Consider the following 24,944-nt stretch of genomic DNA (forward strand, 5'->3'; position numbering starts at 1 on the left):
TCGGCGCTCGCTCAAGGGGATGTCATGAAAGCAGTCCTGGTCGAAAACTACGATCGCATCGAAAATATCGCCATCCAGGAAGTGGCCAGACCTGAATTGTCACCGGGAATGGTCCGCGTTCGGATTCAAGCGGCCGCCGTCGGTTTCGTGGACGGCTTGAAGGTGCAGGGCCTGTATCAGACCAAGGACCCTTTGCCGTTTACGCCCGGGTCGGAGTTTGCAGGCGTCGTCGACGAGGCGGCCGCAGATGTTCAGGGCTTCGCGCCCGGCACGCCCGTCATCGGGATGGTCAGAAATGGTGGCCTTGCCGAGTATATTTGTGTGCCGGCAGGGGACCTTTTCGTCACGCCGAAGGGCATAGAGCCGGAGGTCGGCGCCTCGTTCTTTGCTAACTACCTGACGGCGCTGTACGCGCTCAGCGCTCGGGGAAAGCTACAAAGCGGCGAGACACTCCTGGTTCTGGGAGCCGCTGGCGGCGTTGGAATTGCTGCTGTTCAGGTTGGAAAGCTGCTTGGCGCCCGCGTCATTGCGGCGGCTTCGACTGATGAGAAGCGACAATTTGCGATCGATCATGGTGCAGACGCGGGCCTGGATTATACCCGCGACGGATGGCGCGACGAGTTCAAGGACCTCACCGGCGGTCACGGTGCGGATGTGATCTATGATCCCGTTGGAGGGGATCTGAGCCTACAGGCCTTTCGTTCGATCGCCTGGAACGGACGACATCTGGTGATCGGCTTCGCTTCCGGAACGATTCCGGCGCTGCGGTTCAATCTGCCTCTTCTAAAGGGAGGGGCGTTGTTGGGTGTCGACCTCGCACAGATTGGCCGTCGTGAGCCTGCGGTGCGAGACCGCGTCATCGCCCAGCTGTTCACTTGGTTGAGCGAAAAGACGCTTGTTCCTGTCGTGGGAAAGGTCTTTGCGTTCGAGGAATTTCACGAAGCGTTCAAAGCGATGACGACGCGCTCGGCTCTAGGAAAGATGGTCGTCCGGATCGGATGAAAGAGGTCTTCGGAGAAATCTTCATGAAAGTTTCGGACGCGTTGAATTCGCGGACCTCCGTGCGGGCATTCCTGGACTTCCCGGTCCCCGGAGAGATTGTCCAAGATATTTTGGTTGCGGCGAGTCGCTCGCCTTCCGGTGGCAATCTACAGCCGTGGCACGTTTGGGCGCTAGGCGGCCAGGAACTCGCACGCTTCAAGGCGTTGATGGCCGAGCGGATCAAGATCAACCCGGCGGGTGAACAGCCGGAATACAATATCTATCCGCCGGAATTGAAGGAGCCATATAGAACCCGGAGATTCAAGAACGGCGAGGATCTCTATCGCACGATCGGGATTCCGCGCGAAGACAAAGCTGCGCGTCTCAATCAGCTCGCAAAGAACTTTAATTTCTTCGGTGCGCCCGTTGGTCTGTTTTTCGCCATCGATCGCCAGATGGAGCCTGGGCAATGGGCCGATCTCGGCATGTACATGCAAGCCATCATGTTGCTCGCATTGGAGAAGGGGCTGAGCACCTGCCCGCAAGAAGCCTGGGCGCTCTGGCATAACACCGTTGCGGAATTCATCGGCTTGCCTCCCCATCTGATGCTCTTTTGCGGTATGGCTCTCGGCTACAAGGATCCAGCACATCCGATCAACAGTCTGCGCGCGGATCGTGCCGAGCTGTCGGAATTCGCGACGATCAGGGGGTTTTGATTGCAAAATGCGCCGAGACACACTGCGTTCATAGCCGATGTGCCGAACCCCGACTGTCTGCAAACCGATCGTCCCGGACGCCGGCCGTCCATCTCCCGCTTGCTATCCAGCACACTCCACTTCGAAAGGCTAAAGCCGCAATGACGTACGAACATGTCAAGGTCGCCCGTGAGGGGCACTGCACAATCGTCACGATTGATAGGCCCGAGGCACAAAACGCCTTGAACGCCGTTTGCCATTTCGAGCTTGAAGAGGTCTTTGACAAATTTTCTGCCGACGACGAGCAGTGGGTCGCAATCATCACGGGAGCCGGGCCGAAAGCCTTCTGCGCGGGGCATGATCTCAAACAGCAAGCCGCTGGCGGTGGGCTTGCCACCCCACCCAAGGGTTTCGGTGGTCTGACGAAGCGCTTTGACCTGGCGAAGCCGGTGATCGCAGCAGTCAATGGGGTTGCGATGGGGGGCGGATTTGAGATTGCGCTGGCATGCGACGTCGTGGTCGCCTCTGAGAATGCCGTGTTCGCCCTGCCGGAGCCGCGCGTCGGCCTGGCGGCGCTCGCCGGAGGGATTCAGCGTCTGCCTCGTGAGATCGGCCTCAAGCGAGCGATGGGTATGATGCTGACCCTGCGGGCCAGCATGCTCATGCAAAGAATTGCAAAGCAGAACCCGTCTTTGTTCGCCCACTGGCGCTTTGGAGGAATCGGCGCGTTTGTCTGATGGGAGCGGTGTGAGTTGAGAGGCTCATGCACCGTTCTGCGAGCGGCCGGAGGTGAAATCCCTCCGGCCGACTCTCCACACGTTCGATCTTTGGGCCGAACGCTGGCGACGGCAAGAGGCCCATGGCGACATGACTATCGTGCGCTATGCCGATGATCTCGTGGCTGGCTTCGAGCATGAGGATGACGCTCGCCGCTTCCTTGATGCGATGCGTGAACGGTTTGAAGCATTCGCGTTGACACTCCACTCAGACAAGACCCGCCTGATTGAGTTCGGTCGCCGTGCGGCGGCCAATCGCAAGGGGCGCAGGCTTGGCAAACCGGAGACCTTCATGTTTCTGGGCTTCACCCACATCTGCGGTAAGTCACGCCGAGGAAACTTCCTGCTCGAAAGGAAGACCCGGCGCGACCGTCTGCGGAGGAAGCTTCAGGACATCAAGGAAAAGCTGCGGCGTCGGATGCACCAACCGATCCGCGTCCAGGGTGCATGGCTGAGACAGGTCGTCACCGGCCACTTCGCCTACTACGCGGTTCCTACAAATGGACCGGCGCTCTCAGCGTTCCGCTACTACGTGACCGATCTCTGGCGTCGAACGCTTCGGCGGCGAAGCCAACGAGACGGCTTCACGTGGGACCGCATGACGAAGTTGGCGGATGAATGGCTCCCTCAACCCCGTATCCTCCATCCCTGGCCACAACAGCGCTTCGCCGTCACATATCCAAGGTAAGAGCCGGATGCCTTAATTGGGCTCGTCGCGGATCCGCGCGGGGGGCGCTCAGCAATGAGCGTCCCTACCGCAAATCTTTTCTGGAGTTTTCTGAATCCATGGGCAACCATAATTCGAAGATCGCGGGCGCGGACAGCCTCCGAGCAGGCCCTCCAAAAACAAGCCCGCATTCATCGCAACACGCTCTTGCTTGAACAGCGGACGTCGCTGCTTGATTTCCCGAAGCGACGCAGCCCATAATGCAAGCGTCTCTTCAATCGACGGACGAACAGCGCAAGACAGGTTGGATGCGCGCGGAGGCGGCCGGCGATTCCGGCCCGTAGCGACAGCAGGCGATCCTGGGTCGCAGGGATTGGGACGCTGATGCTCTGCGCGATATCGTGCGCGACTATGTTATGAGCATTTGGCCGATGACGATGCGGTGCTGGTGATCGACGAGATGGCTTTCTCGGTAGGGTAAAGCGTCATGCGGAGTGGCGCGGCAATACACTGGTTCGGCAGGCAAGATTACGAACTGCCAGATCGGCGTCTTCGCTACCCGCCCGAAATGCTGATTCCGCTCGATGTCGCCCACCATTCCGGGATGATGTCGCCCAGGGTGACGAGGCCTCTTCTGGCTCCGATACGGTCCCGCCTTTCGGCTTTGCGAAGGGGGGACCTGGATGCCGACGGAGAGACTTTGCGATGCGCCATGTGCGCGATGTAATCAGATTGAGCAGAACGGCTGGTCCATGAATAGGAAGTGGCCAACTCGGGCTTTTCAGGGCGAGCGAGTCGTCGCAATTCCTGCTCGGCATCGATCGGCGCGCATACCAGCCGTCTCAGTTGAGGAATCTCGCCCTTTAAAACGCGAGTCGCTCGCATCGGACGCGAAGCGGGTCCAGGGTTCTTCGGCTCCCATTTCTGCCGCTCATGTTCGCCGCAATTGGGCTTGTGGGTGGCGCTCCCCTTCGAAGCGCTTCGTCGTTCATTGAACTTTCGCTCATTCCAGCCACTCATTTAGAGGCAAGATTGCAACCTAGACCCACAAATTGAGCGAAATGACCAATGCATAAGCAGCATCATTCCATAGCGGGGTCAATTAGATAGAGCCAGTCGAGATGTTCAATATTAATCGGCACGTCGACCACGGGGCGCAGCTTGACCACGCGGATGCCACGATACTTGGCATAGAGGCTGCACGTGAGGTGGAGCGATTTCTGAAGCATCGCGATGGCCACACACCGACGCCGCTCGTCGCTCTACCGGCCCTTGCACATGAGCTCGGCGTAGCAGCGATCCACATCAAGGATGAGGGGCACCGTCTCGGACTTGGCAGCTTCAAAGCGCTCGGCGGTTCTTACGCGGTGATCAGACTCGTCCTCGAAGAGGCGTCGCGACAACTCGGTCGACAGGTTGACGTTGGTGAACTGCAGACATCCGAGGTCAAGGCCGCGGCGAGCAGTATGACCGTCTCCTGTGCGACCGACGGGAACCACGGGCGATCGGTCGCACAGGGCGCTCAGCTAGTCGGCGCCAATTGCGCGATATTTGTCCATGCCGGCGTCAGCGACGAGCGTATCGCAGCAATCGCGCGCTTTGGTGCGGAGATCATCCGGGTTGACGGAAACTATGACGAATCCGTCGCTTGGGCTTCCCGAGTCGCGAAAGAGAAGGGTTGGATAACGGTATCCGACACCTCTTGGCCCGGCTACGAGCGAATCCCCGGCTTCGTTATGCAGGGCTACACCGCGCTTTTAAGCGAAGCCTTGCGGGAGCTGCCGGAGCTTCCTACGCATGTTTTCGTTCAGGCTGGCGTAGGTGGTATCGCCGCAGCGATCGCTGGTCATCTCTCCATCCTTCTCGGAGACAAGCGGCCCTTCTTCGTCGTCGTCGATCCTTCGCGAGCCGCGTGTCTATTCGAGAGTGCGCGGGCCGGCCGCGCCATCAAGGTGCCTGACGGTGAACCGACGGTCATGGCAATGCTTGAATGCTATGAGCCTTCGCTTGTTGCTTGGCGAATTCTCTCGCGCGCGGCCGACGCCTTCATGACGGTCGACGACGATGAGGCGATCGCCGTGATGAAGCGCCTTGCCTCTCCGCTTTCCGGCGACCCGGCCATCGTCTCCGGCGAGAGCGGCGGCGCTGGATTGGCCGGGTTGATTCAGGTCGCCTCCAGCAAGGAGCTGCGCGAACAGGCCGGTCTTGGCCCGGATGCACGGGTCTTCCTCATCAACACGGAAGGTGCCACCGATCCAAAGCTTTATCAGGCGCTCGTCGGCGCTTCCCCCGCAGAGGTCGCGGCGCGAAACTGCTGAGGAGGCGCGGTGATGGTTGAGCTATCGGCGTTGCAGCGTGAGATGACAGCGTGGAAGCCCGATCTTCACCAGCATCCAGAATTTGGTTTCGAAGAGCAACGCACGGCTGCATTCGTGGCCACCAAGCTGCGTGAATTCAGGTTGGACGAGGTCGTCGAAGGCGTCGGTGGCACCGGCGTTGTCGGGACGCTGAAGCGGGGCACCGGTAACCGCTCCATCGCACTGCGCGCCGATATGGACGCGTTGCGTATCCCAGAGCAAGGCGCTGCAACCTACAAATCGACCAATCCCGGTGTCATGCATGCCTGTGGCCATGATGGCCACACCTCGATGCTTCTCGGCGCAGCCAAGCTTTTGGCCGAAGAAGGGGGATTCGACGGGACCGTGCGCTTTGTGTTCCAGCCTGCCGAGGAGTGGGGTCAAGGCGCGCTTGCCTCAGCCGCTTCATGTATGCGTTCTAGTTCTATGGAGGTTATATGACTGTGCTCGGAAGCCACTCGATAAATTCGGAGCGTCTTATTGACCGCATCCGCGAGCTTGGCAAAATCGGGCGTGACGATACGGGCAGGCTTGTTAGGCTCGCTGCGTCCGACTCCGAAAAGCAAGGGCGTGACCGTTTCGTGTCCTGGCTGAAGGATGCCGGCCTGGACGTCGCCGTTGACAGGATTGGCAATATCTTCGGTATCTGGGCGCCCAACGGCGCGAAGGGGAAAGAGCCACTTCTCCTCGGGTCGCACATCGACACCGTTATCGATGCCGGCATCTATGACGGATGCTATGGTGTGCTGTCCGGGTTGGAAGTTATCGAAACTTTGAAATCGGAAGGCTTTGTTCCGGCACGGCCGATTGCTGTCGCGGCATTCACCAACGAGGAGGGCGTCCGTTACGCGCCGGATATGATGGGCTCTCTGGTCTATGCCGGTGGCCTCGGAAAGGATGAAGCGCTCGCCACGATCGGAACCGATGGTAGCGTGCTCGGTGACGAGCTCAAGCGTATTGGCTATGCGGGTTCGGAGGAACCGGGCTTCCTGAAGCCGCATGTTTATATCGAGCTCCATATCGAACAAGGTCCGGTTCTTGAGCGCGAAAACACGCCTATTGGCGCAGTCGAGAATCTGCAAGGCATCTCCTGGCAGAAGGTAACAATTGAAGGAGATGCCAACCACGCGGGTACCACGCCGATCTCAATGCGCCGAGACGCCGGCTATGCAGCGGCCCGGGTGATAGCTTTCCTGCGCGATCGCGCAAAGGCGTCTAACACGCCAACTGTTGCCACAGTTGGTTGCATGAGTTTTGAGCCGAACGCGATCAACGTCATTCCATCGCGCGCGACCTTCACCGTCGACCTGCGCGATCCTGACGAGGATCGCCTGAAGGCGGAGGAACTGGCGCTTGCCACTTTCCTCGACGCCATCGCGCAGGAAGAAGATGTGCGGGTTTCGGTCGAACGCCTCGCTCGCTTTGAACCGGTGAAGTTTGACGCCGGAATCGTGAAGTTGATTGAGAAGGCGGCGAAAAATCGCGGGCTCACCTCCAAGCGCATGACCTCGGGGGCCGGTCATGATGCCCAGATGATCGCGAGGATTGCGCCTGCCGCCATGATCTTCGTTCCCAGCATCGCGGGGATTAGCCACAATCCGAAAGAATTCACCAGCGACGTTGACCTTGTCGCGGGCGCTAACATCTTGCTGGATGCTGTTCGTGAAATCGCGTCGAGAACGGACTGAGATAGAGCAATACCTCGCGCGTAATCGCCCGAAAAAAAGGTGTCCAGTGATTGATGCATAGAGCGACAATTGGGCGCTCCCGCTTTCGTCGGATGTAGCGGGTCTGGGTGGAGCTGCGGCGGCCAAGCCGCCGAGATCGGAAGGCAGTCGCGGCGTCGATGTTTTCTGGAAGTTTGTGCCCAGCACGTGAGGCCACGTGGGAGCGTCGAGGAGGCGGCCCGAAGGCCCTGCCGCTTGCGGCCACCTGCAGCTCCGAGACCTCAGCGAATCGCGTTCGGCTCAACTTGAATACTGGCTCCTGTCAAGGAACCCGATCAGCCGATGAGGTCGAATCGATCGCTCCATTTTCGCGTGTTGGTATTGTGAATTGAAAGATGGCGCCGCTCGGCTCGCCTGCAACTGCCCACAAACGACCTCTGTGCGCTTCTATGATGGAGCGACAAATCGACAAGCCCAGGCCGAGACCACTCGATTTAGTTGAGTAGAAGGGCTCAAATACGCGTTCAAGATTCGCCGGATCTAGTCCTGGACCCGAATCCTGCACGGCGACGAGTGCAAAGCCATCGTGCGATGCTGAAGTACTTATGAGCAGTTCTCGCGATCCTTCGGCAATATTGCTCATGGCCTCGATGGCATTCATGATCAAGTTGAGCATCACCTGCTGCAGCTGAACGCGATCTCCCTCGATCGGAAGCGATCCTCCCGCGAATGCTGTTTGGATAGAAACGCGGTTCCTCATCGCTTCGGTACGGGTCAGATGGGCGATTTCACGGACTGCCTCGCTGATGTCGAACCTGTCAGTGCGTGGAACCGATTTTTTGACGAGATTGCGAAGTCCGTCAATAATGCTGACCGCACGGCCGGCATCACCGGCAATTTGCTCAATTGACTGACGAGTGCTTTTTAGATCGGGAGGATCTTTGGCAAGCCAGCGCAGAGCCGCGCTGGCGTTGATGTCCACAGCGGCAATGGGCTGAGTGATCTCGTGTGCGATTGAAGCGGTAAACTGGCCCATAGTGGCGACGCGATTCGCGTGTGCCAACGCCCTCTGCATCTCTCGGAAGGCCTCTTCGGCTCGTTTGCGCTCGGTTAAATCGAGCACGAAAGAAACGCCTTCGTCGCCATCCTGTTCGAACACCGCGCCGCCAACCATCACGGGCGCCCGGCTGCCATCCTTGCGGAAATACTCCTTCTCATACGGCTGCGTGCTTCCGGTCTGCTTGAGCTCTGGTGTCCATTGTTGATCATGGCGGACGAGCCATTCCGGAGGTGTCAGGACCCTCCAGGAAAGCCAGTCAAGATCGGCTCGCTCATATCCCACGATGCGGAGGAAGGCGTCGTTGGCTTCCATAATCCGACCATCCAGCTTCCAAATGAAGATCCCGATAATGTTGGCGTCGACGAGGCGTTGGATCTTGGCTTCACGTTTCGCCAGATCGCGATACAAGCGGGTGTTTTCGAGAGAGATCGCCGCCTGCGAGGCGAGCAGCTTCAACGCTGCGACCCGACCCGGCGCAAAGGCCCGGGTAGCCAGGGTATTCTCCAGGTACAGTACACCTGTGAGCTTGGCCTGATTGAGCAGCGGCAGGCAGAGAACCGAGCGGGCCCGACGCTTCTGGATGTATGGATCCGCGGCAAACGGTGCCTGCGCGGCGGCATCATCAAGAAGCATGCTCGCCCGGGTACGGAGGACATGCTGCAGGATCGCTTCGGGCAGCGCGGTCTTGGTCACGGGCCCATCGAGAAGATCCACAGTCAGCATGCCCCCCTCGGTGGTCGCCTCCGCGGCCATTCGCTGCTGAGCCCCGTGACAAAGAATCAGCAAGCCGCGCTCGGCCCCGGCCTGCTCAATGGCCGTGCGCATCACCGTGTCGACCAGTCTTTCCAGCAGGATCTCGCCCGAGACCGCCTGCGACACTTTTATGACAGTCGCGAGGTCGAGGTGCTCGACCGAGGCAGCGATCGTGTTCGTCGGGCCGGGCGCAGCCCCATCGTCTCTTAAGTGCGGATGAAGCTCGTCGAGTTGCCGCACCTTGCCGCCAGCTCCCCAGAGGAGATAGCCATGGCGGGCATGTCGCAGATAGCCACGCGCGGCGATTTCGAAGCCGCGCGCCGCGTAGAAGCGCGCCGCAAGCTCACTGGCGAGCGCCTCGTTGTGGATGAAGCCGTTCGTCCGGGCGGAGCGGATGGCCTGTTCGTATAAATGCAGCGCATCCAGATCCCGACCTCCCAGGCGGGCGACTTCCGCGCCTACCAGCGCCGCGCGGTTCTCAAAGTTCTCGGGGCAGTTGTCGGCCCATTGCTGTAGCTGGCACTGGTGTTTGAGCAATGCTTCCAGGTGCTGGGGACGATCCGCCGCCGAGGCTGCATCGTAGAGCGCGGCGTGCGTCAGCGCCGTGAAAAAATGGTACTCCACCGACTCGAAGTGGGACGATAGGGTCCAGAGACGTCGTTTTGCTTTGGATGCAGCCTCGATTGCGGACGCGTAATGACCCGCGAAGAAGTGCGCCTGCAGCTTGTAGACCCAATAGAAAGAATCCACGGTCGCGAGGCGCGGATCCGCTTCCAAAGCCCGGGCGAATTGATCCTCTTCGAATCCGGAATCGTCAAAGCAGCCGAATTCGGGCGTCAGCCCCCGTAACGTTCGGATCAGCTGGACCAGTGCGGTGATCCTGCCGACGATTTGGCCGAACCGAGCGCCGCGCGCGAAGTCGAGACCGGCCTCGCCCACAGAGAGCACCTCCTCGAGCGAAACGCCGCCGGCGAGAAGGTGCCTGATCAGGTGGGTGCGGCTGAAGGCGGCGGAGGCAAGTTCACCGATCTGATTAGCCTCATCAAGGGCTCGGCGCACCAGCAGGCGGCCGGTCCGGATAGGCCGCATCCAGGGATATATCATGCTTCCGAAAATAAGGTGGACGCGCAGCTTGAAGCGGGCGAGCCCGCGCTGCTCCATCAGCTTCAGGCCGAGCTCGCCGAAGCGGAATCCCGCCGCATAGTCGGCGAACTGAGGTCCCAGAACAGTGCCGAGCCAGACGTAAGCCATGCAGGATGCATCGCTGTTGCCGTGCTCGAGAGTGAGGTTTACCATGCGGCCGATGACGAGGCAGCGCAGGTTTTGGTCGGCGTACCAGGCCGAACTCACGAGGGCGGAAAGGACCTCAACGGTGTCACATGCGATCGGATTCGTCATCCGAGGCAGGTCGAGCAAAGCCTCGATCTGTCGGTCGCCGATCTGGCGCCAGATCCGCTCCAGCTCATGTTGAACTTCGTTCCATGTCGGATGCGCTGACCAGTTGATGCCGATGCGACGCAGGTAGTCGAGGCCAACCTCGATCGCGCGGTCAATCCGGCCGACGGCCGTGAAAAGCTCCACACGCAGCTGGGTGATGGCGGCGTGATCCGCGAGGCGCTTTGCATGGTTGCATAAGATCGAGAGCCGTTCTTCGGCCGCCGCCAAAGCGCCGGTCAGGAACTCGCACTCGGCGCGCCGAAATTCCAGCGCAAAGGTGAGCGCGTATTGGCTCTCCCAGCAATGATCGTCCAACATCGCCGCACCCGCGACGAGATAGGTGAGTGCCGACGCATGGGCGGCGGACGCCTCGGCGCGCTCGGCCGCGGTGAGGTTGAGCTTAGCGACTTCCTCGCGCTCGCCTTGCGAGGTGAGGAGAGGCGCCGCCCGATTGAACTGGTTTGCGATCTCGAAGACGGCTGCCTCGCGCCCGTCTGACGGCGTATGAGTCAGAAGCTGCCGCCCGATTTGCAGGTGGGCTTTGGGTCGCAGCTCATTGGGAATGAGCGAGTAGGCAGCTTCGTGAACCCGGTCGTGGGCAAATCTATAGGTGCTCTGCAACCGCTCGACGAACCCCTGGCGCACCGCCTCCCACAGATGGGCGTGGACCTGTTCGTCCGATGTTCCTTGGACGAGCGCGAGCATTGTCGTCTCGGCGCTGTTGCCCAAGCACGCCAAACGCTCCAAAGCCTCCCGCGCCTCGCCGGGCAGGCGGCTCAGCTTCCCGACCATGAGGTCCGCGACATTCTCGGTGTAGCCTTTTGCGTGGATGCGATCGATATCCCAGGACCACCGCGCCTGGTCATGCTCGAACCTGAGTTCGCCCTCCTCGGCGAGCGCACTGAGAAACTGAATCACGAAAAACGGGTTCCCCGCGGTCTTGTTGCCAACCAACTGCGCTAACGGGGCCGCGCGCACGGGTTCGCAGCGAAGCCCATCAGCAATCAGCTGGCCTACGTCATCACGGGCGAGAGGGAGGAGGTTGAGCTCCTGGATTAGCGTTCCTGCTTGCCGGATTTTCGCAAGTTTGCGCGTGAGCGCATGAGTGGCATCGACCTCGTTGTCGCGATAGGCGCCGATCAGCATCAGATACTGCAGATCCGACCCGATCAATAGGTCCTCGATGAGATCTAGCGTCGCCGCATCGATCCATTGCAGATCATCGAGAAAGAGCGCCAGCGGGTGCTCTTGCCGGGCGAAGACGCCTATGAAGCGCCGCAGCACCAGCTGAAAACGGCGCTGAGCGTCTTGCGGATCAAGCTGCGGGACTGGCGGCTGGTCGCCGATGATGTGCCTCAGCTCCGGGACGAGGTCGACGATGAGCCGGCCGTTAGGGCCCAGCGCCTCGCAGAGAGCCTCACGCCAACTCGCCAACTCGCCGTCGCTCTTGCTGAGCAGCGACTTTACGAGCCCTTGAAAGGCCTGCGCTGGCGTCGAATAGGGGATGTCGCGCTTCAGCGGGTCGAACTTGCCTCCGGCGAACAGCCCGTGCGGCGGCACGAGGGCCTTGTGTAATTCGTTGACGACGGAGGATTTGCCGATCCCGGAATATCCGGAGATTAGCACCAGTTTCGGCGTACCGGTTTTCACCACACGATCGAACGCGGCGAGCAAGGACGCGACCTCGTGCTCCCGTCCATAAAGCTTCTCGGGAATGGACAGCCGTTGTGGCGTGTCGTTCTCGCCGAGGACAAAGTTCTCGATCCGGCGCTGATCTTCCCACGCAGCCAGACATCGGCGCAGGTCGCTCTCCACGCCAGCGACGCTTTGGTATCTATCCTCAGCCGCCTTGGCGAGCAGTTTCATCGTGATTACCGAGAGCACGGCTGGGAGGTCCGGCACGCGTTCGGTGGGTGGAACCGGCTGCCGTGCCACGTGGCAATGCACCCACTCCAGAGGATCGGCGGCGGTAAATGGCAGGCCACCCGTAAGCATCTGGTAGAAGATGACGCCGAGTGCGTAGAGGTCGCTGCGGGCATCGACCGAGCGGTTCATGCGTCCGGTCTGCTCGGGCGCCATATAGGCGAGCGTGCCAGCGATCACTTCGGGTGGGTCGGGCGCCTGGCGCTCGCGCGGCAGTCGGGAAGCGAGGCCAAAGCCGGTGAACCGCACCTGCCCGTCCGCACAGTTCACGAGGATATTGGCGGGGTTGAGGTCCTTATGGATAAGCTCGTGCTCGTGGACCTTGCCCAGCGCAGTGGCGAGGCTGATCGCGAGGTGCAGGAATTGTCCCACCTCGAAGGGGCCGCGGAGCAGCGCCGCGAGCGGCTTGCCTCCCGGATCCTCGAGCAGCAACATGGTCCGGCCGCGCTCGCGCACGAGCTCCAGAGGCCGCACCGCCCATGCCGCATCTAACTCGTCCTTCAAGTCGTACTCGTGAGCGAGACGATCGAGGATCGCCGGCGCCGGATGCTCGGCGGCCGGCAGCACGGCGAGCATCGCGGCGCAATTGCGATCCGCGCGGCGAACGCCCCGGCACAGGACACGGTCGACGTCCTGCCACAGCACTTCGAGGTGCTTAACGCCATTAGCACCGAACTGAATGGGTGTTTTCAGTGCAGTACTCCGTCGGAAAGTTGGATGTTACCGTCGGGTGTGAACTGCCCAATTCCAAGACCTGGACCAGCTTAGTCCAGATCGAGTATTGAAGAAACTCGTCGTTCAGCGGCAACCTGCATGACGCCCAGATGATCGCAAGGATTGCTCCTGCCACCATGATTTTCGTTGCCAGGGATTAATCACCCAAAAGAAATGACCAACGACCTCGACCGTGTCGCGGGCGCTAACATCCTGCTGGATACTGTTCGTGAAATCGCGTCGAGAACGGACTGAGATAGATCCAATGAGCTAAGCAGCCCTGACCGTGCTCAGGAAACTGCCGACCTCGTCCCTGAGGCGGGCACTATCGCCCGAAAGTGACCGTGCGGCGGACAGGACTTGCGAGGAGGCGGAGCCGGTCTCGTTTGCTCCGCGCTGCACCTCGACGATATTGGACGAGACCTGCTGCGTACCGAGCGCCGCCTGCTGCACATTGCGCGAGATTTCCTGCGTCGCGGCAACTTGCTCCTCGACCGCGGCTGCGATGGTCAAGGATATTTCCGAAAGCCTTTCGATCGTGCCGCTGATCTCCTTGATGGCGTCGAACGATTCCCCGGTCGCCGCCTGTATGCTGTTGATTTGGTGACTAATCTCACCAGTTGCCTTTGCAGTCTGCTCGGCGAGCGCCTTGCCTTCGGAGGCCACGACGGCGAAGCCACGGCCGGCCTCGCCGGCACGGGCAGCTTCGATGGTCGCGTTCAGCGCCAGCAGGTTTGTCTGACCGGCAATCGTGTTGATCAAATCGACGACATCCCCGATGCGGGCGCGGCCTTCGACAGCTCGCCAACCCGATCAATGGTCGTCGGCTATTTGGAGGCAATCCAGTTGCGCAGGCCATCGATCGAGCGAAAAGCCTCGGCTGCGTAGCAGCGGATCGACGGAAGGAAACCTTGCATCATCTCGGCGAGTGCATGGCCTGGACCCAGGTCCAGCACGCGATCGACCCCGAGCTCCGCAAGCGCCTCCAGAGTTGCAGCCCAGTCGATGGGGCGCGCGACCTGGCAGGCGAGCGTCGTCGTTGCATCAGATACAGAGAAGATGCGCGTGCCGTCGCCTCCGGCGAGAAGGATCCGTTGATTTGCGATAGGGGCGGGTCTGCTCGCCGCGAGCGCCTGTTGGAGCGGCGCGCAGGCCTGGTCGAGCCGTGATGTGTGCGAGGCGATCTTGACTGCGAGAAGACCGGTGCGCGCGGCACCTTGCATTGCCGCCTCGCGGCAGAGCTCGATCACATCCTGCTCGGCGCCTCCGACCACGAAGAGGAGATCGGGATTACTGATCGCGATCTCGCAGCGGTGCTTTTCAAGCAGAGGCTGGAGCGCGGCCTGGTCGAGCCCGCGGACATAGCCAAGACGGCCATCCTGTCCTGCCGCACTGTCCATCAGTTGCGCCCGGACATCCGTCAGCCGCAACGCTTCATCGGCGTTCCATATGCCCGCAATGCTCCAGGCCGCCATCTCGCCGACGCTGTAGCCTGTGACGGCGGTCTGCTCGATCAACAGGTCGGCAATGCAGGCGTGGATCGCGAGCGCCGACGTGACAGTCAGGATCTGGCTGACGCGGTTGGCGGACAGAGCCTCGGCGCTGCGTGCTCTGACGATTTCGCGCGGATCCTCGCCGAGACAAGCAGCTGCCGCAGCGAAGACCGGCTCTGCAGCAGCGTGACCCGCGGCCAGATCGAATATCCTGTCCGAGAGGGTACCTTGTCCGCCGCAGAGTAGTGCAAGCATTCAGCGCTCCAGCCGGTCGACGAACAGTGCCATCGCGAGCAGGTCTGCCGAGCCGCCGGGGCTGAGATTGCGCGCGACGAAGGCGCGATGGATCTTCATTGCCTGTTTCCGCCATCCGAAAGATCCGACGCCGCCCGCGGCAAGGAACGCCGTTGCGCTGGCCCGCGCGAAGAGCAATCCCTCCGATCCGCCCCGGTGCAGCAGATTGGTGTCGGCGACATCGGCGATGAGCGCCATGCAGGTCTGAACGCGGACCGCTTCCTCGTCATTCGGAGCTAGCTTCCGGGCGGCACTCAGGGCCGGCAGGGCGATCTCGTAGACCGATGGAAAGCCACGGGCCGCCTCCGCCCTTGCCCCGCCAGCGCCGTAGCGCCGCGCGGCCACTGCGCCATGGCTGCGCAGGGATCTGGGGCCCGACAGGATGTCTTCGCCCCAGCGTTGCGCGACCAGCTCGCCGAGCGGTTTGTGAAAGCCGACAGCGCTGCGATATCCGGCAGCGGCGCAAAGCAGGCCCAGTCCGAAGATCGCGCCGCGATGCGTATTGACGCCGCAGGTCGTAGCCAGCATGGCGCGCTCCGCGGCAACCCCGATCACGCGCAACCGGCTCATGCCACCGCCCTCGGCGCCGGCCGTTGCCAGATCTTCGAAGAATGGCCCCAGCGTATCGGCGCTGCGGCACAATATCTCGGCGTCCATGTCGCTATGTGCGCCGGTGTCGATGTGGCTGACGAGCCCCGGCTTTGGATAGGTCTCAACTTCGCTCTTCAGACAAAGCGCCGCCAGTTGACCGAGCTGCTCCGCATAGAGCTCGCGGACGGGTAGTGATTGCCATTTCAGCGCGACATTCATGGCGCGGCACCTGAAAGGAATGCGGCGCGCGTCGTGCCATGGACCCCGGCCGGGCTTTTCACGAAGACTTCATCGCTATCGGTGCCGGTCAGCTCGCACCATTGCACGCCGCCCGCGCCGCTGACGATCTCGCCGTCCAGCCGCATCGGTGCCTGCTTCGCGATCCGGGCGATTCCGGATAGCAGGGCTTCCGCCTGCTCGGCCGACGACAGCGGCCAGAGCAGATCGAGATCCGAACCATCCGAGAGATAGGCGAGGCCAGTGAGATGCTGCCACGCGAGGCTGCCGAAGGTGCGGGTCTCCGGCAGAAGATCAAGGAGCAGGTCGATCGTATCGCGCCAAGCCGCAGGCGCGGCTGCGGCGGCATCGGCCAACAATGGAGGCGGAGCGGACGCGACGATATCGACGGCGGCGAGCGAGACCGCAATGCGCCGTTTGCCGTGGCTCGGGGGCAGCGGCAGGCCAATCGGAATCATGCCGGCGATACCGGCGCCAGCCGGCCGACGCACAATCAGCGGATGGCCGGCACGCGCCCATCCTTCGATGATCGGCTCGCGGGCCAAGTCAGGATGACGGCCCATCACGGTGGTCCAACCTGCCGCGGAGACCTTCACCATGGTATGGCGTTCGAGACACTCAGCCATGTTACGCTTCCTGAGACGAGGCCGATGCGAGCGCGAGAACCCGATCGGCGATCTCGACGGCTTTCCGCCGTCCGCCACGCTTCGCGCCGAGGCGAGCGCGATCATCCCGCTCGGCCGACCGTTCGAGCACGGCCGCAAGCTGCGGTGCCAAGGGTGCACGGTCGTCCCAGACGATGTGAATGCCGCCGGTTTGCACCATGTTCGCAAGGCCCGGTGCGAACACCGGTGTTGCTTCCGCCTTGGTTTTCAGCACGTCGATTGGAAGCTTGGTCACTCGCGCCATCGACGGCAGGTCCATGACCGCGGGTTGCGCACCGGGAAGCGCCACCAGGGTAGCGGTGGCCAGCGCCGTGGCGATGAACGCACCGGCCGCACTGCCGCCGTAGAGCAGACCGACAGTGCTATGTCCCGCAGCTTGCGCCAGCAGCAGAGTCTTGGCGTGGTGAGACAGGTACTCGCTGAGGCCGAGCAACTCGTCGCGCCTGCTCATGCGCTGGCTGGCGGAATCCACCAGGAACAGGATCGGCGCCCGATCTTTCGATTTGATGATCTCGATCACGCGCCCCGCGAGCACGATCGCTTCGTCCACGCCGAGCGGCTGCCCTTGCGTGATGCCGAGCACGTGAATCGGCCCTCCACCTGGCAGGATCGCCTGTCCTGCGATTATCGCGCCGGTCATTTCGATCTTGCTGCCGTTCGGGAAAAGGCCGGCCAGAATGTCATCGAGCGTCATCGGCATTCTCCCTGTTGTTGGCCGCGCGAAGAAATGCGCCCGTCGGAAGTGAGGGAATCTCGGTCGGCTGGTCGATGCCAAGCGCCTGCCAGATCTCGACGGCGTCCTCGGCCTCGCCAAAACGCTGCAATCGCTGCTCGAGGCGCTTCTGCTCGGCGTCGAGAACGGCCGCGTCGCAGCCACGCTTGCCCTTGAGTGCGTCGATCGCCGCCTGGCGAAACGCCTGCGCCTCGTCGTCGACGAACGTATCGGCGCCGCCGATCAGATAGCGGTGCTTGCCGCCCATCGTGCGCCAGACGAGCGCGCGGTCGCGCGAGTCGAATTCCTCGATGCCCCTGTTGGTCTCGATCACTTCGGGGCCGCTGACGCTGAGCCGACCCTGTTCAGAGATGATCAGGCGCGAGCAGGTGCCGGCGATCAGGCTCCCGCCGCCATAGCATCCGGCGCGGCCGCCGATCAGCCCGACCACGCGGAGCCCGTCGCGCCGCGCCTCGACCACCGCGCGCATGATCTCCGCGATCGCGAGCTCGCCGGCATTGGCCTCCTGGAGCCGCACGCCGCCGGTGTCGAACAGGATCAGCACATCCTGACGCAGCGCGCGCGCCGCGCGCAGCAGGCCAGTGAGCTTGGCGCCGTGCACCTCGCCGAAGGCGCCGCCCATGAAGCGTCCCTCCTGTGCGGCCACGAGCACAGGCGATCCGTCGAGGCGGCCGCGGCCGATGACGATGCCGTCATCGAACTGCTCCGGCAGGTCGAAGATCGCCAGATGCGGGCTCGTCTCGCGCAGCTCGGGCCCGATGAATTCAGAGAAGCTTCCGGCATCGACGAGCGCGTCGATGCGCTGCCGGGCGCTCGCCTCGTACCAGCTCAGCGAAACCGTGTTGGCTGCAACGGCTGTCATCGTTCCGGCTCCTCGATCTTGCGGACGCCTTGCGCGAGGCGGAGCGCGACCGTGTCGGGCCGGGCTCCGCCGTCGTTGATGGAGATGAGTAAGCCACCGGCAGAGCGGCGGGCGACGAAGTCGCGGACCACGGCATCCCACACCGCGCCGAAGCCATGGGCCGCGGTCGCGATGTCGATCGTGCAGACATCCGCCGGGGAGGCCCGTTGCAGCAGGACCTCGAGATTGCCCGAGGCGACGACGCCGACGATCGCCTGCGCGCGGGCGCCGCCCGCGCGCTGCGGTGCGGTTAGTTTGAAGCTGAGCTTTTCCATGCAGGACTCCTCACCAGTTGCGGAAGCGGCTGGGCGGACGGTAAAGGCCGCCGGATGCCAGCATGAGATCCTTGATCGAGCGCGCCGCCAGCAGGCGGCGATCGGCATCGAGCGGATCGATGCCGAGATCTTCGGGTCGCCGGATCACGCCGCGCTGCCTCAGCTGCCCGACCAGCTTGGGATCGCGGGCCCGCCCGATGTCCGTGTATCCGGCAATACCGCGGATTGCCTGCTCGCGCTCGTCCTTGGTCCGGCACATCAGGAGGTTGGCGATGCCTTCCTCGGTGACGATGTGGGTGACGTCGTCGGAGTAGACCATCACCGGAGCCAGATCGAGATCGAGCTCGCACGCCAGATCGAGCGCATCGAGCCGTTCGACGAAGAGCGGGGCGTTGCGCTCGCCAAAGGTCTCGCCGATTTGCACCACCAGCTTGCGGCCGCGGCGAAGCGCGGCGTTTTCGTCGGGCGCAGCCTCGGCGCCGGCCTTGAGCCAGGGTTCGCTTGGGTGGCGGCGGCCGCGTGGATCGGATCCCATGTTGGGCGCGCCGCCAAACCCGGCAATGCGGCTAGTCGTCACCGTCGAGCTGTGGCCTTCGAGATCGATCTGGAGCGTCGATCCGATGAACATGTCGCAGGCATAGAGTCCAGCCGTCTGGCAGAAGGCGCGGTTTGATCGCAGCGACCCGTCGGGCCCTGTGAAGAAGATGTCGGAGCGCGCGGCGACGTAGTCCTCCATGCCGACTTCCGATCCAAAGCAGTGGATCTGGTCAACCCAGCCGGATTCGATCGCCGGAATGAGGGTTGGATGCGGATTGAGCGCGAAGTGGGTGCAGACCTTGCCCTTGAGGCCGAGCTTCTCGCCATAGGTCGGCAGCAGGAGTTCGATCGCGGCGGTGTTGAAGCCGATGCCATGATTGAGCCTGCGCACGCCGTAGGGCGCGTAGATGCCCTTGATGGCGAGCATCGCCGTCAGGATCTGGGTCTCCGTGATAGCGGCAGGGTCGCGGGTGAAGAGTGGCTCGACATAGAAGGGCCTGCCGGCTTCGACCACGAAATGCACGAGATCGCCGGGGATGTCGACGCGCGGCACCTTGTCGACGACTTCGGTGACCTGCGCCACGACGAGGCCGTTCTTGTAGCTCGTCGCCTCGACGACGGTCGGCGTGTCTTCGGTATTCGGCCCCGTATAGAGGTTGCCGTCCTTGTCGGCGCTCACCGCCGCGATGAGTGCGACGTTCGGCGTGAGATCGATGAAATAGCGGGCGAACAGCTCGAGGTATGTGTGCACGGCCCCGAGTTCGATCTTACGGCCGAACAGCATGCGCGCGATGCGCGCCGACTGCGGGCCTGAATAGGAGAAGTCGAGCCGCCGCGCGATGCCCTTCTCGAAGATATCGAGATGTGAGGGCAGGACCACGCCGGACTGGACCATGTGCAGATCATGGACATCCCGGGGGTCGAGGTTCGCGAGCGCTGCGGCGAGGATGTCGGCCTGCTTCTGATTATCGCCCTCCAGGCACACCCGGTCGCCCGACCGGATCACCGCCTTCAGAAATGCGGGGAGGCTGGGGATCGGGACGACCTTCCCCCTGGCGTGCTGATGGCCGGCCGCGAGGCGCTCCCCAAGTGCGGCCTTTTGCATACCCCAATCGCTCATTTCGGGTTCCACGCTCCGCAAATGTTGTCAATTCGGTCGCTTTCGATGCGCAAGTCCGCCATCTGGATCTGACCACAACGAAGGTCTCGCCCCGCGCGATCGGCATCGGTACCGGCAAGGCGGCTAAGACGCCCGGCTTCGTCTCGGCCGGTCGCACCCAGTTCCTTCATGCGCCCGATGAGGCGAGCTGCGTCAATCGCAAGAATCATTGGCATCTATCCTTGGAGGTTGCCCCTAGGCGCCGGGCTCTTCAGCCGCTGTGCCCTATGTTTGATAGCCCGATCTGGTTGTTCGTTATGCCTCGGCTTGCCCCAGTAGAAGGTCAATGCTCTCGGAAAACTTGCCCAAAAAACAGCTTTAGGCGCCGTCTTTGGCTGACGGAACACGGACTGCGGGCTGTCCGACTCGACGACCTGCCCGTGGTCCATGAACACGACGCGGTCGGCAACGGAAGCGAACGTGGTCGGCGCTCCACCAGCGCCACGCGGGCGTTATAAGTGTTCATCAAAGACTGATCGAGGCAGGTTGCAGCTCAGCGTTATGTTGCTGGTAGTCGACGCCGTGTGATTGCGACATGGAGCTTGGTGCCGGTAAGAAGCCCCTCGTCGTTGAAGTCGTAGCTTGGGTTGTGCAAGGGAGCAGAGTTCGTGCCATTGCCTACGAATAGAAAGCAGCCCGGCACGTGCGCCAGAAACCGTGCGAAGTCTTCCGATCCAGTCATAGGTTCACGTGCGGTCGCGACATTCTCTGGCGGAGTGACGGTGTGTGCGGCGGCAAACGCTTCCTCGACGAGGGCAGGGTCGTTCAGGAGCGGCACAAACTCGCGCGTATATGTAACCTCGACGGCAAGATTGTAGGTGCGGGCGGTTCCTTCAGCAATCACACGCATCTGGGTCTCGATCTCCGCGCTGACTTCGGGGCGGAAGCTGCGTGCATCGCCCAGGATTCGTGCCAGTCCTGGTAGCGCGTTCCGGGTACCGTCGGTAATGAGCTCGGTCACCGAGACAACACCGATATCGGTCGGGCTCAGCCGCCGAGACACTATCGACTGAATATTCATGACGGTCGCGCAGGCGGCCACAAGGGTCTCCTTGCCTTGATGAGGACGGGCGGCGTGGCCGCCGATGCCCTTCAGTACAATTTCGAAGTTGTCCTCTGCCGACATAATGGGCCCAACACGGGTTTGCACGTGCCCGACCGCAAGACCTGGCATGTTATGGAGGCCATAAATTTCCTCAAACGGAAACCGTTCCATCAAACCATTGTCGAGCATTGCGAGTGCCCCTCGGCCCCATTCCTCGGCGGGTTGGAAGACAAAACGCACGGTGCCATCGAACCCACCTTCCTCGGACAGAAGCTTGGCGGCCCCAAGAAGCATCGCGGTATGACCATCATGCCCGCACGCATGCATAACACCGGGATTGAGTGATCGATGGCCAATCTCTCCTTGTTCAGAGATGCGTAGTGCGTCCATGTCGGCGCGCAGCGCGATGCAGCGATTGCCCGTTCCGCGCCTCAGCGTGCCAACCACTCCCGTGCCGCCGACCCCCTCAGTAACGTCGTCCAAACCAAATTCGCGGAGTTTTGCTGCCACGAAGGCTGCAGTGCGGCGCTCCTCGAACCCGAATTCTGGATGCCGATGGAGATCGCGTCTCCACTCCGTCATTTCACGGTCCAGGGTCGCAAAGTCGGTCATTGGCGTGTCTCCTTGGAAAGTGCGTGTCTCGCTGCGATCAACGCATCGGTGGGGCGTAGTGCGCGCCGCCATCTTTCACGAGGCGGTTGATGCCGCGGGGAATGCCCAGCGGTACAATATTGCGATCCCAGATCTCGGCGGAGTTGCCGACCGCCTTAACTGCGTTCACAGCCCACTGGGTGTCCAGGCCCAAAGCCGCACCGAGATTGTTCGTCTCGCCCATGAAACGCTGAATTTGGGGATTGGCGCTCTTACGGAACGTTTCTATATTTGATTGGGTAATGCCGAACTCCTCGGCGGTGAGCAGCGCGACATGCGTCCAGCGGACGATGTCGAAAAAGCGTTGGTCACCTTTGCGGACGAAGATTCCGAGAGGCTCTTTCGAGATGATTTCGGGTAGCACGACATAGTTGTCGCCCGCGGGACCCAGCGTCGCCTTGAACGAACCCAGTTGCGCACTGTCATTCGTGTAGGCGTCGCAGCGGTCGCTCATGAGCGCGTCGCGGATCTGTTCTAGCTTCTCAATGACAACAGGTTTTAGTTCAAGCTTATTGGCTCGAAAATAATCGACGAGATTCACCTCGCCGGTCGAGCCGGGCTCGACACAGACGGATGCGCCGTTGAGATCCAGCGCACTTTTTGCACCAAGGCTTTTCTTTACGAGAAAACCTTGACCGTCATAGAAGTAGACGGCAGCGACCTCCAGACCGAGACTGGCCTCACGGGTGAGAGTCCAGGTCGTATATCGCGCGATGAGGTCGACTTCGCCAGATTGCAGTGCGGGGAAGCGCGTAAGACTAGTCAAAGAGGTGAAGCGTGCCTTCGCGGGATCGCCGAAGATTGCGGCTGCGACAGAACGGCAGAGGTCAACATCGATCCCCTGCATGACGCCCTTGCTGTCGGCGAAACTAAATCCGGGCTTGTCCCCCGAGATGCCACAGATCAGATATCCGCGGGCCTTGATGGCACCGAGCGTGTCTACTGTACCGGCTGCTGCGGGTGAGTTCTGTGCCTGAGCTTGAGCGGCCAACGGCGCGATCGCGAACGCTGCTGCGCAGATCGTCGTGCGCAGGGCCCGGCGCAACACGTCGTGGCGTTTCGCGAGCGTCGAACAGTACAAATCCGAATGTCTCATAGTGCAGGCCTCCTTCAAAGGCAGTGTGGTTGCTCGCGTTGATCCTTCTCGGTCTCTTCATCTTAGGACGGGATCTGCGCTGGCTAGGATGCGCTCGATCAGGCGAGTTGCGTCAATCGCAAGAGTCATTGCCATCCATCCATAGAGCCGCCTCCGGGACCAGCCCCTCGGCGAGCCGCGGCCTCCCGTTGTGTCAATCAAATCCGTCGGTTCGGTATTTCCCGAGTTGGCACATCGGAAGATCAGTGCTCTCTAAGAACTTGACCTAAGAATAGCTTGAGCCGATCGGTCTTTGGTTGGCCAAACACCGCCTGCGGACTTCCAGATTCGACGATCTGGCCGTGGTCCATGAACACGACGCGATCGGCTACTTCGCGAGCAAATCCCATCTCATGGGTGACGCAAATCATCGTCATGCCATCCCTGGCGAGCGAAACCATCGTATCGAGCACCTCTTTGACCATCTCCGGATCGAGAGCCGACGTTGGTTCGTCGAACAGCATGATCTTAGGCTTCATGCATAGGGCGCGGGCGATGGCGACGCGCTGTTGCTGTCCGCCCGAAAGTTGTCCCGGGAACTTATTGGCTTGATCGGGAATGCGGACGCGCTCCAGGTAGGCTCTAGCTTGTGCATCGGCGTCTACACGAGCGATGCCGCGCACGAGCATAGGTGCGAGTGTGCAGTTTTCGAGAACTGTCAGGTGCGGGAATAAATTGAAGCTTTGGAATACCATCCCGACTTCCCGTCGAATGGCATCCAGATGAGCGACATCGTTGTCGACCTGTATGCCGTCCACGAAGATCTTACCCTGCTGATGTTCCTCGAGATTGTTGATACAGCGGATAAGCGTGGACTTGCCCGAGCCCGAAGGCCCGCAGATCACGACCCGTTCGCCGGCTGCCACGTCCAGATCGACGTCGCGAAGTACGTGCAAGCTGCCGTACCACTTGTTGACCTTCTGTATCGAAACGGCAGTCGCCTTTGTTGGCGAACTAGTCTCGGCGATCGCTGGCTCGATCACTTTAAGTCCCTTTCGAGTCATCTGGAGTCTCTCGCAGGAGGGGCGGTTCAAGAACTCGCCCGGGGTGATTAACGATTAGCGGTGTCTATGCATATTGAGGCCGATTTCCAGCCATTGGCTGTATCTCGACATTGCGAAGCAGAAGGCGAAGTAGATCAGGCCGGCAAAGATGTAGGTTTCTACTCCGAATCCTTGCCAGACTGGCTCGGCGACGGCGACCTGCGCCGAGTGCAGAAGATCGTATAGACCGATGACCAGGACCAGCGAGGTGTCCTTAAAGAACCCGATGAAGTTGTTTACGAGCGGCGGAATGACGGTCCGCAAGGCCTGCGGAAGCACGATCCGTCTTGAAGTCTGCCAATAGGAAAGCCCCAACACGTACGCAGCCTCGTACTGCCCCTTCGGAAGCGCTTGTAGGCCGCCGCGCACGACTTCCGCGAGATAGGCGGCAAAGAACAGGATGATGGCGATCTGGGCTCGAAGTAGTTTGTCGAGATTGACGCCTTCGGGCATCAACAGCGGAAACATTACGCTCGCCATGAAAAGGAGGGTAATCAGGGGGACGCCGCGAATGACTTCGACATAGGCCACGCAGAGCCATTTGATGAACGGAAGGTCCGAGCGTCGGCCGAGCGCTACGAAGACTGACAACGGAAACGCGATCGCCACCCCGATAGTCGCAATGATAAGAGTGAGTGCCAGGCCGCCCCAGTTCACCTGGGAAACGAATGTGAGCCCGAAAATGCCGCCCCACATGAGAAGTCCAATCAGGAGGAGCGTAAGCACCCACACTGCTGCAAGTTCGATGCGCCAGAACCGCTTCATCGCTGACACGACGAACAATCCAACGAAGAGTGCAATAACGACCGTTGGTCGCCATTGCTGCTCGAACGGATATATGCCGAAAAGGATGAAGCGGTACTTCTCCCCGATGACTGCCCAGCAAGCCCCGCTTCCTAGCGCTCTACAGCTATCCGTGATGGGACCCTGTGGACCGGATGGAACCTGCCAGACGGCATTCACGAAAGCCCATTGGAACAGCGAGAGGCCTACCTTCGCCATGACCGCGAGCAAGATCAATGTCGTGAGCGAGGAAAGCCAGGAGTAGAAGAGATTCTCCCGCGCCCAAGCGAAGAACCCGCCACCGATCAATTCCGGGCGTTCGCGCGCTTCAATGAGGGTCGGATTGACGATGTGTTCAACGAAAGCGGCCAT

18 protein-coding genes and 5 pseudogenes are annotated in these 24,944 nt (G+C 61.4%); 9 read left to right on the forward strand and 14 right to left on the reverse strand.

Features of this window, described 5'->3' with window-relative positions; translation table 11 throughout:
* The first annotated feature begins 24 nt into the window (after positions 1-24).
* The 8 genes and pseudogenes from NLN62_RS23160 (at position 25) to NLN62_RS23200 (ending at position 7,164) form a co-directional block, all read left to right on the forward strand.
* Positions 25-1,002, forward strand: a complete 978-nt coding sequence (locus NLN62_RS23160; protein WP_254110331.1) for an NADPH:quinone oxidoreductase family protein — start codon at positions 25-27, stop codon at positions 1,000-1,002.
* 23 nt (positions 1,003-1,025) lie between these two features.
* A complete protein-coding gene (locus NLN62_RS23165; RefSeq protein WP_254110332.1) occupies positions 1,026-1,697 on the forward strand; it encodes a nitroreductase in 672 nt (223 codons plus the stop codon).
* Positions 1,698-1,837: 140 nt separating this feature from the next.
* Positions 1,838-2,326: pseudogene (locus tag NLN62_RS23170) on the forward strand (enoyl-CoA hydratase-related protein); the annotation flags it as partial.
* A 139-nt stretch (positions 2,327-2,465) separates the two neighbouring features.
* Positions 2,466-3,140 carry a reverse transcriptase domain-containing protein gene (locus NLN62_RS23175; protein WP_256575949.1) on the forward strand — a complete coding sequence of 225 codons (675 nt, stop codon included), beginning with the start codon at positions 2,466-2,468 and terminating at the stop codon, positions 3,138-3,140.
* A gap of 266 nt (positions 3,141-3,406) precedes the next feature.
* Positions 3,407-3,676, forward strand: a pseudogene (locus NLN62_RS23185) (transposase); the annotation flags it as partial.
* A gap of 564 nt (positions 3,677-4,240) precedes the next feature.
* Positions 4,241-5,437 carry a diaminopropionate ammonia-lyase gene (locus NLN62_RS23190; RefSeq protein ID WP_254110334.1) on the forward strand — a complete coding sequence of 399 codons (1,197 nt, stop codon included), beginning with the start codon at positions 4,241-4,243 and terminating at the stop codon, positions 5,435-5,437.
* 12 nt (positions 5,438-5,449) lie between these two features.
* Positions 5,450-5,881, forward strand: a pseudogene (locus NLN62_RS23195) (amidohydrolase); the annotation flags it as partial.
* Between the two features lie 32 nt (positions 5,882-5,913).
* A complete protein-coding gene (locus NLN62_RS23200; RefSeq protein WP_254110335.1) occupies positions 5,914-7,164 on the forward strand; it encodes a Zn-dependent hydrolase in 1,251 nt (416 codons plus the stop codon).
* Between the two features lie 301 nt (positions 7,165-7,465).
* Here NLN62_RS23200 and NLN62_RS23205 read toward each other — a convergent pair whose 3' ends face one another.
* Positions 7,466-12,961, reverse strand: coding sequence for an ATP-binding sensor histidine kinase (locus NLN62_RS23205; RefSeq protein WP_254110336.1), 5,496 nt, complete (start codon positions 12,959-12,961; stop codon positions 7,466-7,468).
* A gap of 155 nt (positions 12,962-13,116) precedes the next feature.
* On the opposite strand from NLN62_RS23205, the pseudogene NLN62_RS23210 reads away from it, so the two are divergent.
* Positions 13,117-13,285 (forward strand): annotated as a pseudogene (locus NLN62_RS23210) (Zn-dependent hydrolase); the annotation flags it as partial.
* Between the two features lie 15 nt (positions 13,286-13,300).
* Here the strand turns inward: NLN62_RS23210 and NLN62_RS23215 are convergent.
* The 13 genes and pseudogenes from NLN62_RS23215 to NLN62_RS23275 form a co-directional block, all read right to left on the reverse strand.
* Positions 13,301-13,851, reverse strand: a pseudogene (locus NLN62_RS23215) (methyl-accepting chemotaxis protein); the annotation flags it as partial.
* Positions 13,852-13,857: 6 nt separating this feature from the next.
* Positions 13,858-14,778: an acyltransferase domain-containing protein gene (locus tag NLN62_RS23220; RefSeq protein ID WP_254110337.1), complete on the reverse strand. Its 921-nt coding sequence runs from the start codon at positions 14,776-14,778 to the stop codon at positions 13,858-13,860.
* Positions 14,779-15,627: a triphosphoribosyl-dephospho-CoA synthase MdcB gene (mdcB, locus tag NLN62_RS23225; RefSeq protein ID WP_254110338.1), complete on the reverse strand. Its 849-nt coding sequence runs from the start codon at positions 15,625-15,627 to the stop codon at positions 14,779-14,781. It abuts the gene before it with no gap.
* Positions 15,624-16,271, reverse strand: a complete 648-nt coding sequence (mdcG, locus tag NLN62_RS23230; RefSeq protein ID WP_254110339.1) for a malonate decarboxylase holo-[acyl-carrier-protein] synthase — start codon at positions 16,269-16,271, stop codon at positions 15,624-15,626. The genes mdcB and mdcG overlap by 4 nt, the downstream gene beginning before the upstream one ends.
* Before the next feature lies 1 nt (position 16,272).
* Positions 16,273-17,004: a biotin-independent malonate decarboxylase subunit gamma gene (gene mdcE / locus NLN62_RS23235; protein WP_254110340.1), complete on the reverse strand. Its 732-nt coding sequence runs from the start codon at positions 17,002-17,004 to the stop codon at positions 16,273-16,275.
* Positions 16,991-17,905 (reverse strand): biotin-independent malonate decarboxylase subunit beta, encoded by a 915-nt coding sequence (locus NLN62_RS23240; RefSeq protein WP_254110341.1) that lies wholly within the window; start codon positions 17,903-17,905, stop codon positions 16,991-16,993. The genes mdcE and NLN62_RS23240 overlap by 14 nt, the downstream gene beginning before the upstream one ends.
* A complete protein-coding gene (mdcC, locus tag NLN62_RS23245; protein WP_254110342.1) occupies positions 17,902-18,219 on the reverse strand; it encodes a malonate decarboxylase acyl carrier protein in 318 nt (105 codons plus the stop codon). The genes NLN62_RS23240 and mdcC overlap by 4 nt, the downstream gene beginning before the upstream one ends.
* Positions 18,220-18,229: 10 nt before the next feature.
* Positions 18,230-19,876, reverse strand: a complete 1,647-nt coding sequence (gene mdcA, locus NLN62_RS23250; RefSeq protein WP_254110343.1) for a malonate decarboxylase subunit alpha — start codon at positions 19,874-19,876, stop codon at positions 18,230-18,232.
* The gene (locus tag NLN62_RS23255) at positions 19,873-20,085 is read right to left on the reverse strand and encodes a hypothetical protein (RefSeq protein ID WP_254110344.1); all 213 of its coding nucleotides are present in this window, start codon (positions 20,083-20,085) and stop codon (positions 19,873-19,875) included. The genes mdcA and NLN62_RS23255 overlap by 4 nt, the downstream gene beginning before the upstream one ends.
* Before the next feature lie 329 nt (positions 20,086-20,414).
* Positions 20,415-21,572, reverse strand: a complete 1,158-nt coding sequence (locus NLN62_RS23260; RefSeq protein ID WP_254110345.1) for a M20 aminoacylase family protein — start codon at positions 21,570-21,572, stop codon at positions 20,415-20,417.
* Positions 21,573-21,609: 37 nt separating this feature from the next.
* The gene (locus NLN62_RS23265; protein ID WP_371933133.1) at positions 21,610-22,659 is read right to left on the reverse strand and encodes an amino acid ABC transporter substrate-binding protein; all 1,050 of its coding nucleotides are present in this window, start codon (positions 22,657-22,659) and stop codon (positions 21,610-21,612) included.
* Positions 22,660-22,949: 290 nt separating this feature from the next.
* Positions 22,950-23,750 (reverse strand): amino acid ABC transporter ATP-binding protein, encoded by an 801-nt coding sequence (locus NLN62_RS23270; RefSeq protein WP_254110347.1) that lies wholly within the window; start codon positions 23,748-23,750, stop codon positions 22,950-22,952.
* A 54-nt stretch (positions 23,751-23,804) separates the two neighbouring features.
* Positions 23,805-24,944, reverse strand: a complete 1,140-nt coding sequence (locus NLN62_RS23275; RefSeq protein WP_254110348.1) for an amino acid ABC transporter permease — start codon at positions 24,942-24,944, stop codon at positions 23,805-23,807.

The sequence above is a fragment of the Bradyrhizobium sp. CCGUVB23 genome, from assembly GCF_024199885.1.
Classification (GTDB): Bacteria; Pseudomonadota; Alphaproteobacteria; order Rhizobiales; family Xanthobacteraceae; genus Bradyrhizobium.

Coding starts and splice junctions, on each gene's coding strand:
- mdcB (WP_254110338.1), bottom strand. CDS start 15,627: ATGAATGTCGCGCTGAAATGGCAATCACTACCCGTCCGCGAGCTCTAT.
- NLN62_RS23190 (WP_254110334.1), top strand. CDS start 4,241: ATGTTCAATATTAATCGGCACGTCGACCACGGGGCGCAGCTTGACCAC.
- NLN62_RS23255 (WP_254110344.1), bottom strand. CDS start 20,085: ATGATTCTTGCGATTGACGCAGCTCGCCTCATCGGGCGCATGAAGGAA.
- NLN62_RS23275 (WP_254110348.1), bottom strand. CDS start 24,944: ATGGCCGCTTTCGTTGAACACATCGTCAATCCGACCCTCATTGAAGCG.
- mdcE (WP_254110340.1), bottom strand. CDS start 17,004: ATGACGCTCGATGACATTCTGGCCGGCCTTTTCCCGAACGGCAGCAAG.
- NLN62_RS23260 (WP_254110345.1), bottom strand. CDS start 21,572: ATGACCGACTTTGCGACCCTGGACCGTGAAATGACGGAGTGGAGACGC.
- NLN62_RS23240 (WP_254110341.1), bottom strand. CDS start 17,905: ATGACAGCCGTTGCAGCCAACACGGTTTCGCTGAGCTGGTACGAGGCG.
- NLN62_RS23220 (WP_254110337.1), bottom strand. CDS start 14,778: ATGCTTGCACTACTCTGCGGCGGACAAGGTACCCTCTCGGACAGGATA.
- mdcC (WP_254110342.1), bottom strand. CDS start 18,219: ATGGAAAAGCTCAGCTTCAAACTAACCGCACCGCAGCGCGCGGGCGGC.
- NLN62_RS23200 (WP_254110335.1), top strand. CDS start 5,914: ATGACTGTGCTCGGAAGCCACTCGATAAATTCGGAGCGTCTTATTGAC.
- NLN62_RS23160 (WP_254110331.1), top strand. CDS start 25: ATGAAAGCAGTCCTGGTCGAAAACTACGATCGCATCGAAAATATCGCC.
- NLN62_RS23270 (WP_254110347.1), bottom strand. CDS start 23,750: ATGACTCGAAAGGGACTTAAAGTGATCGAGCCAGCGATCGCCGAGACT.
- mdcG (WP_254110339.1), bottom strand. CDS start 16,271: ATGGCTGAGTGTCTCGAACGCCATACCATGGTGAAGGTCTCCGCGGCA.
- NLN62_RS23165 (WP_254110332.1), top strand. CDS start 1,026: ATGAAAGTTTCGGACGCGTTGAATTCGCGGACCTCCGTGCGGGCATTC.
- mdcA (WP_254110343.1), bottom strand. CDS start 19,876: ATGAGCGATTGGGGTATGCAAAAGGCCGCACTTGGGGAGCGCCTCGCG.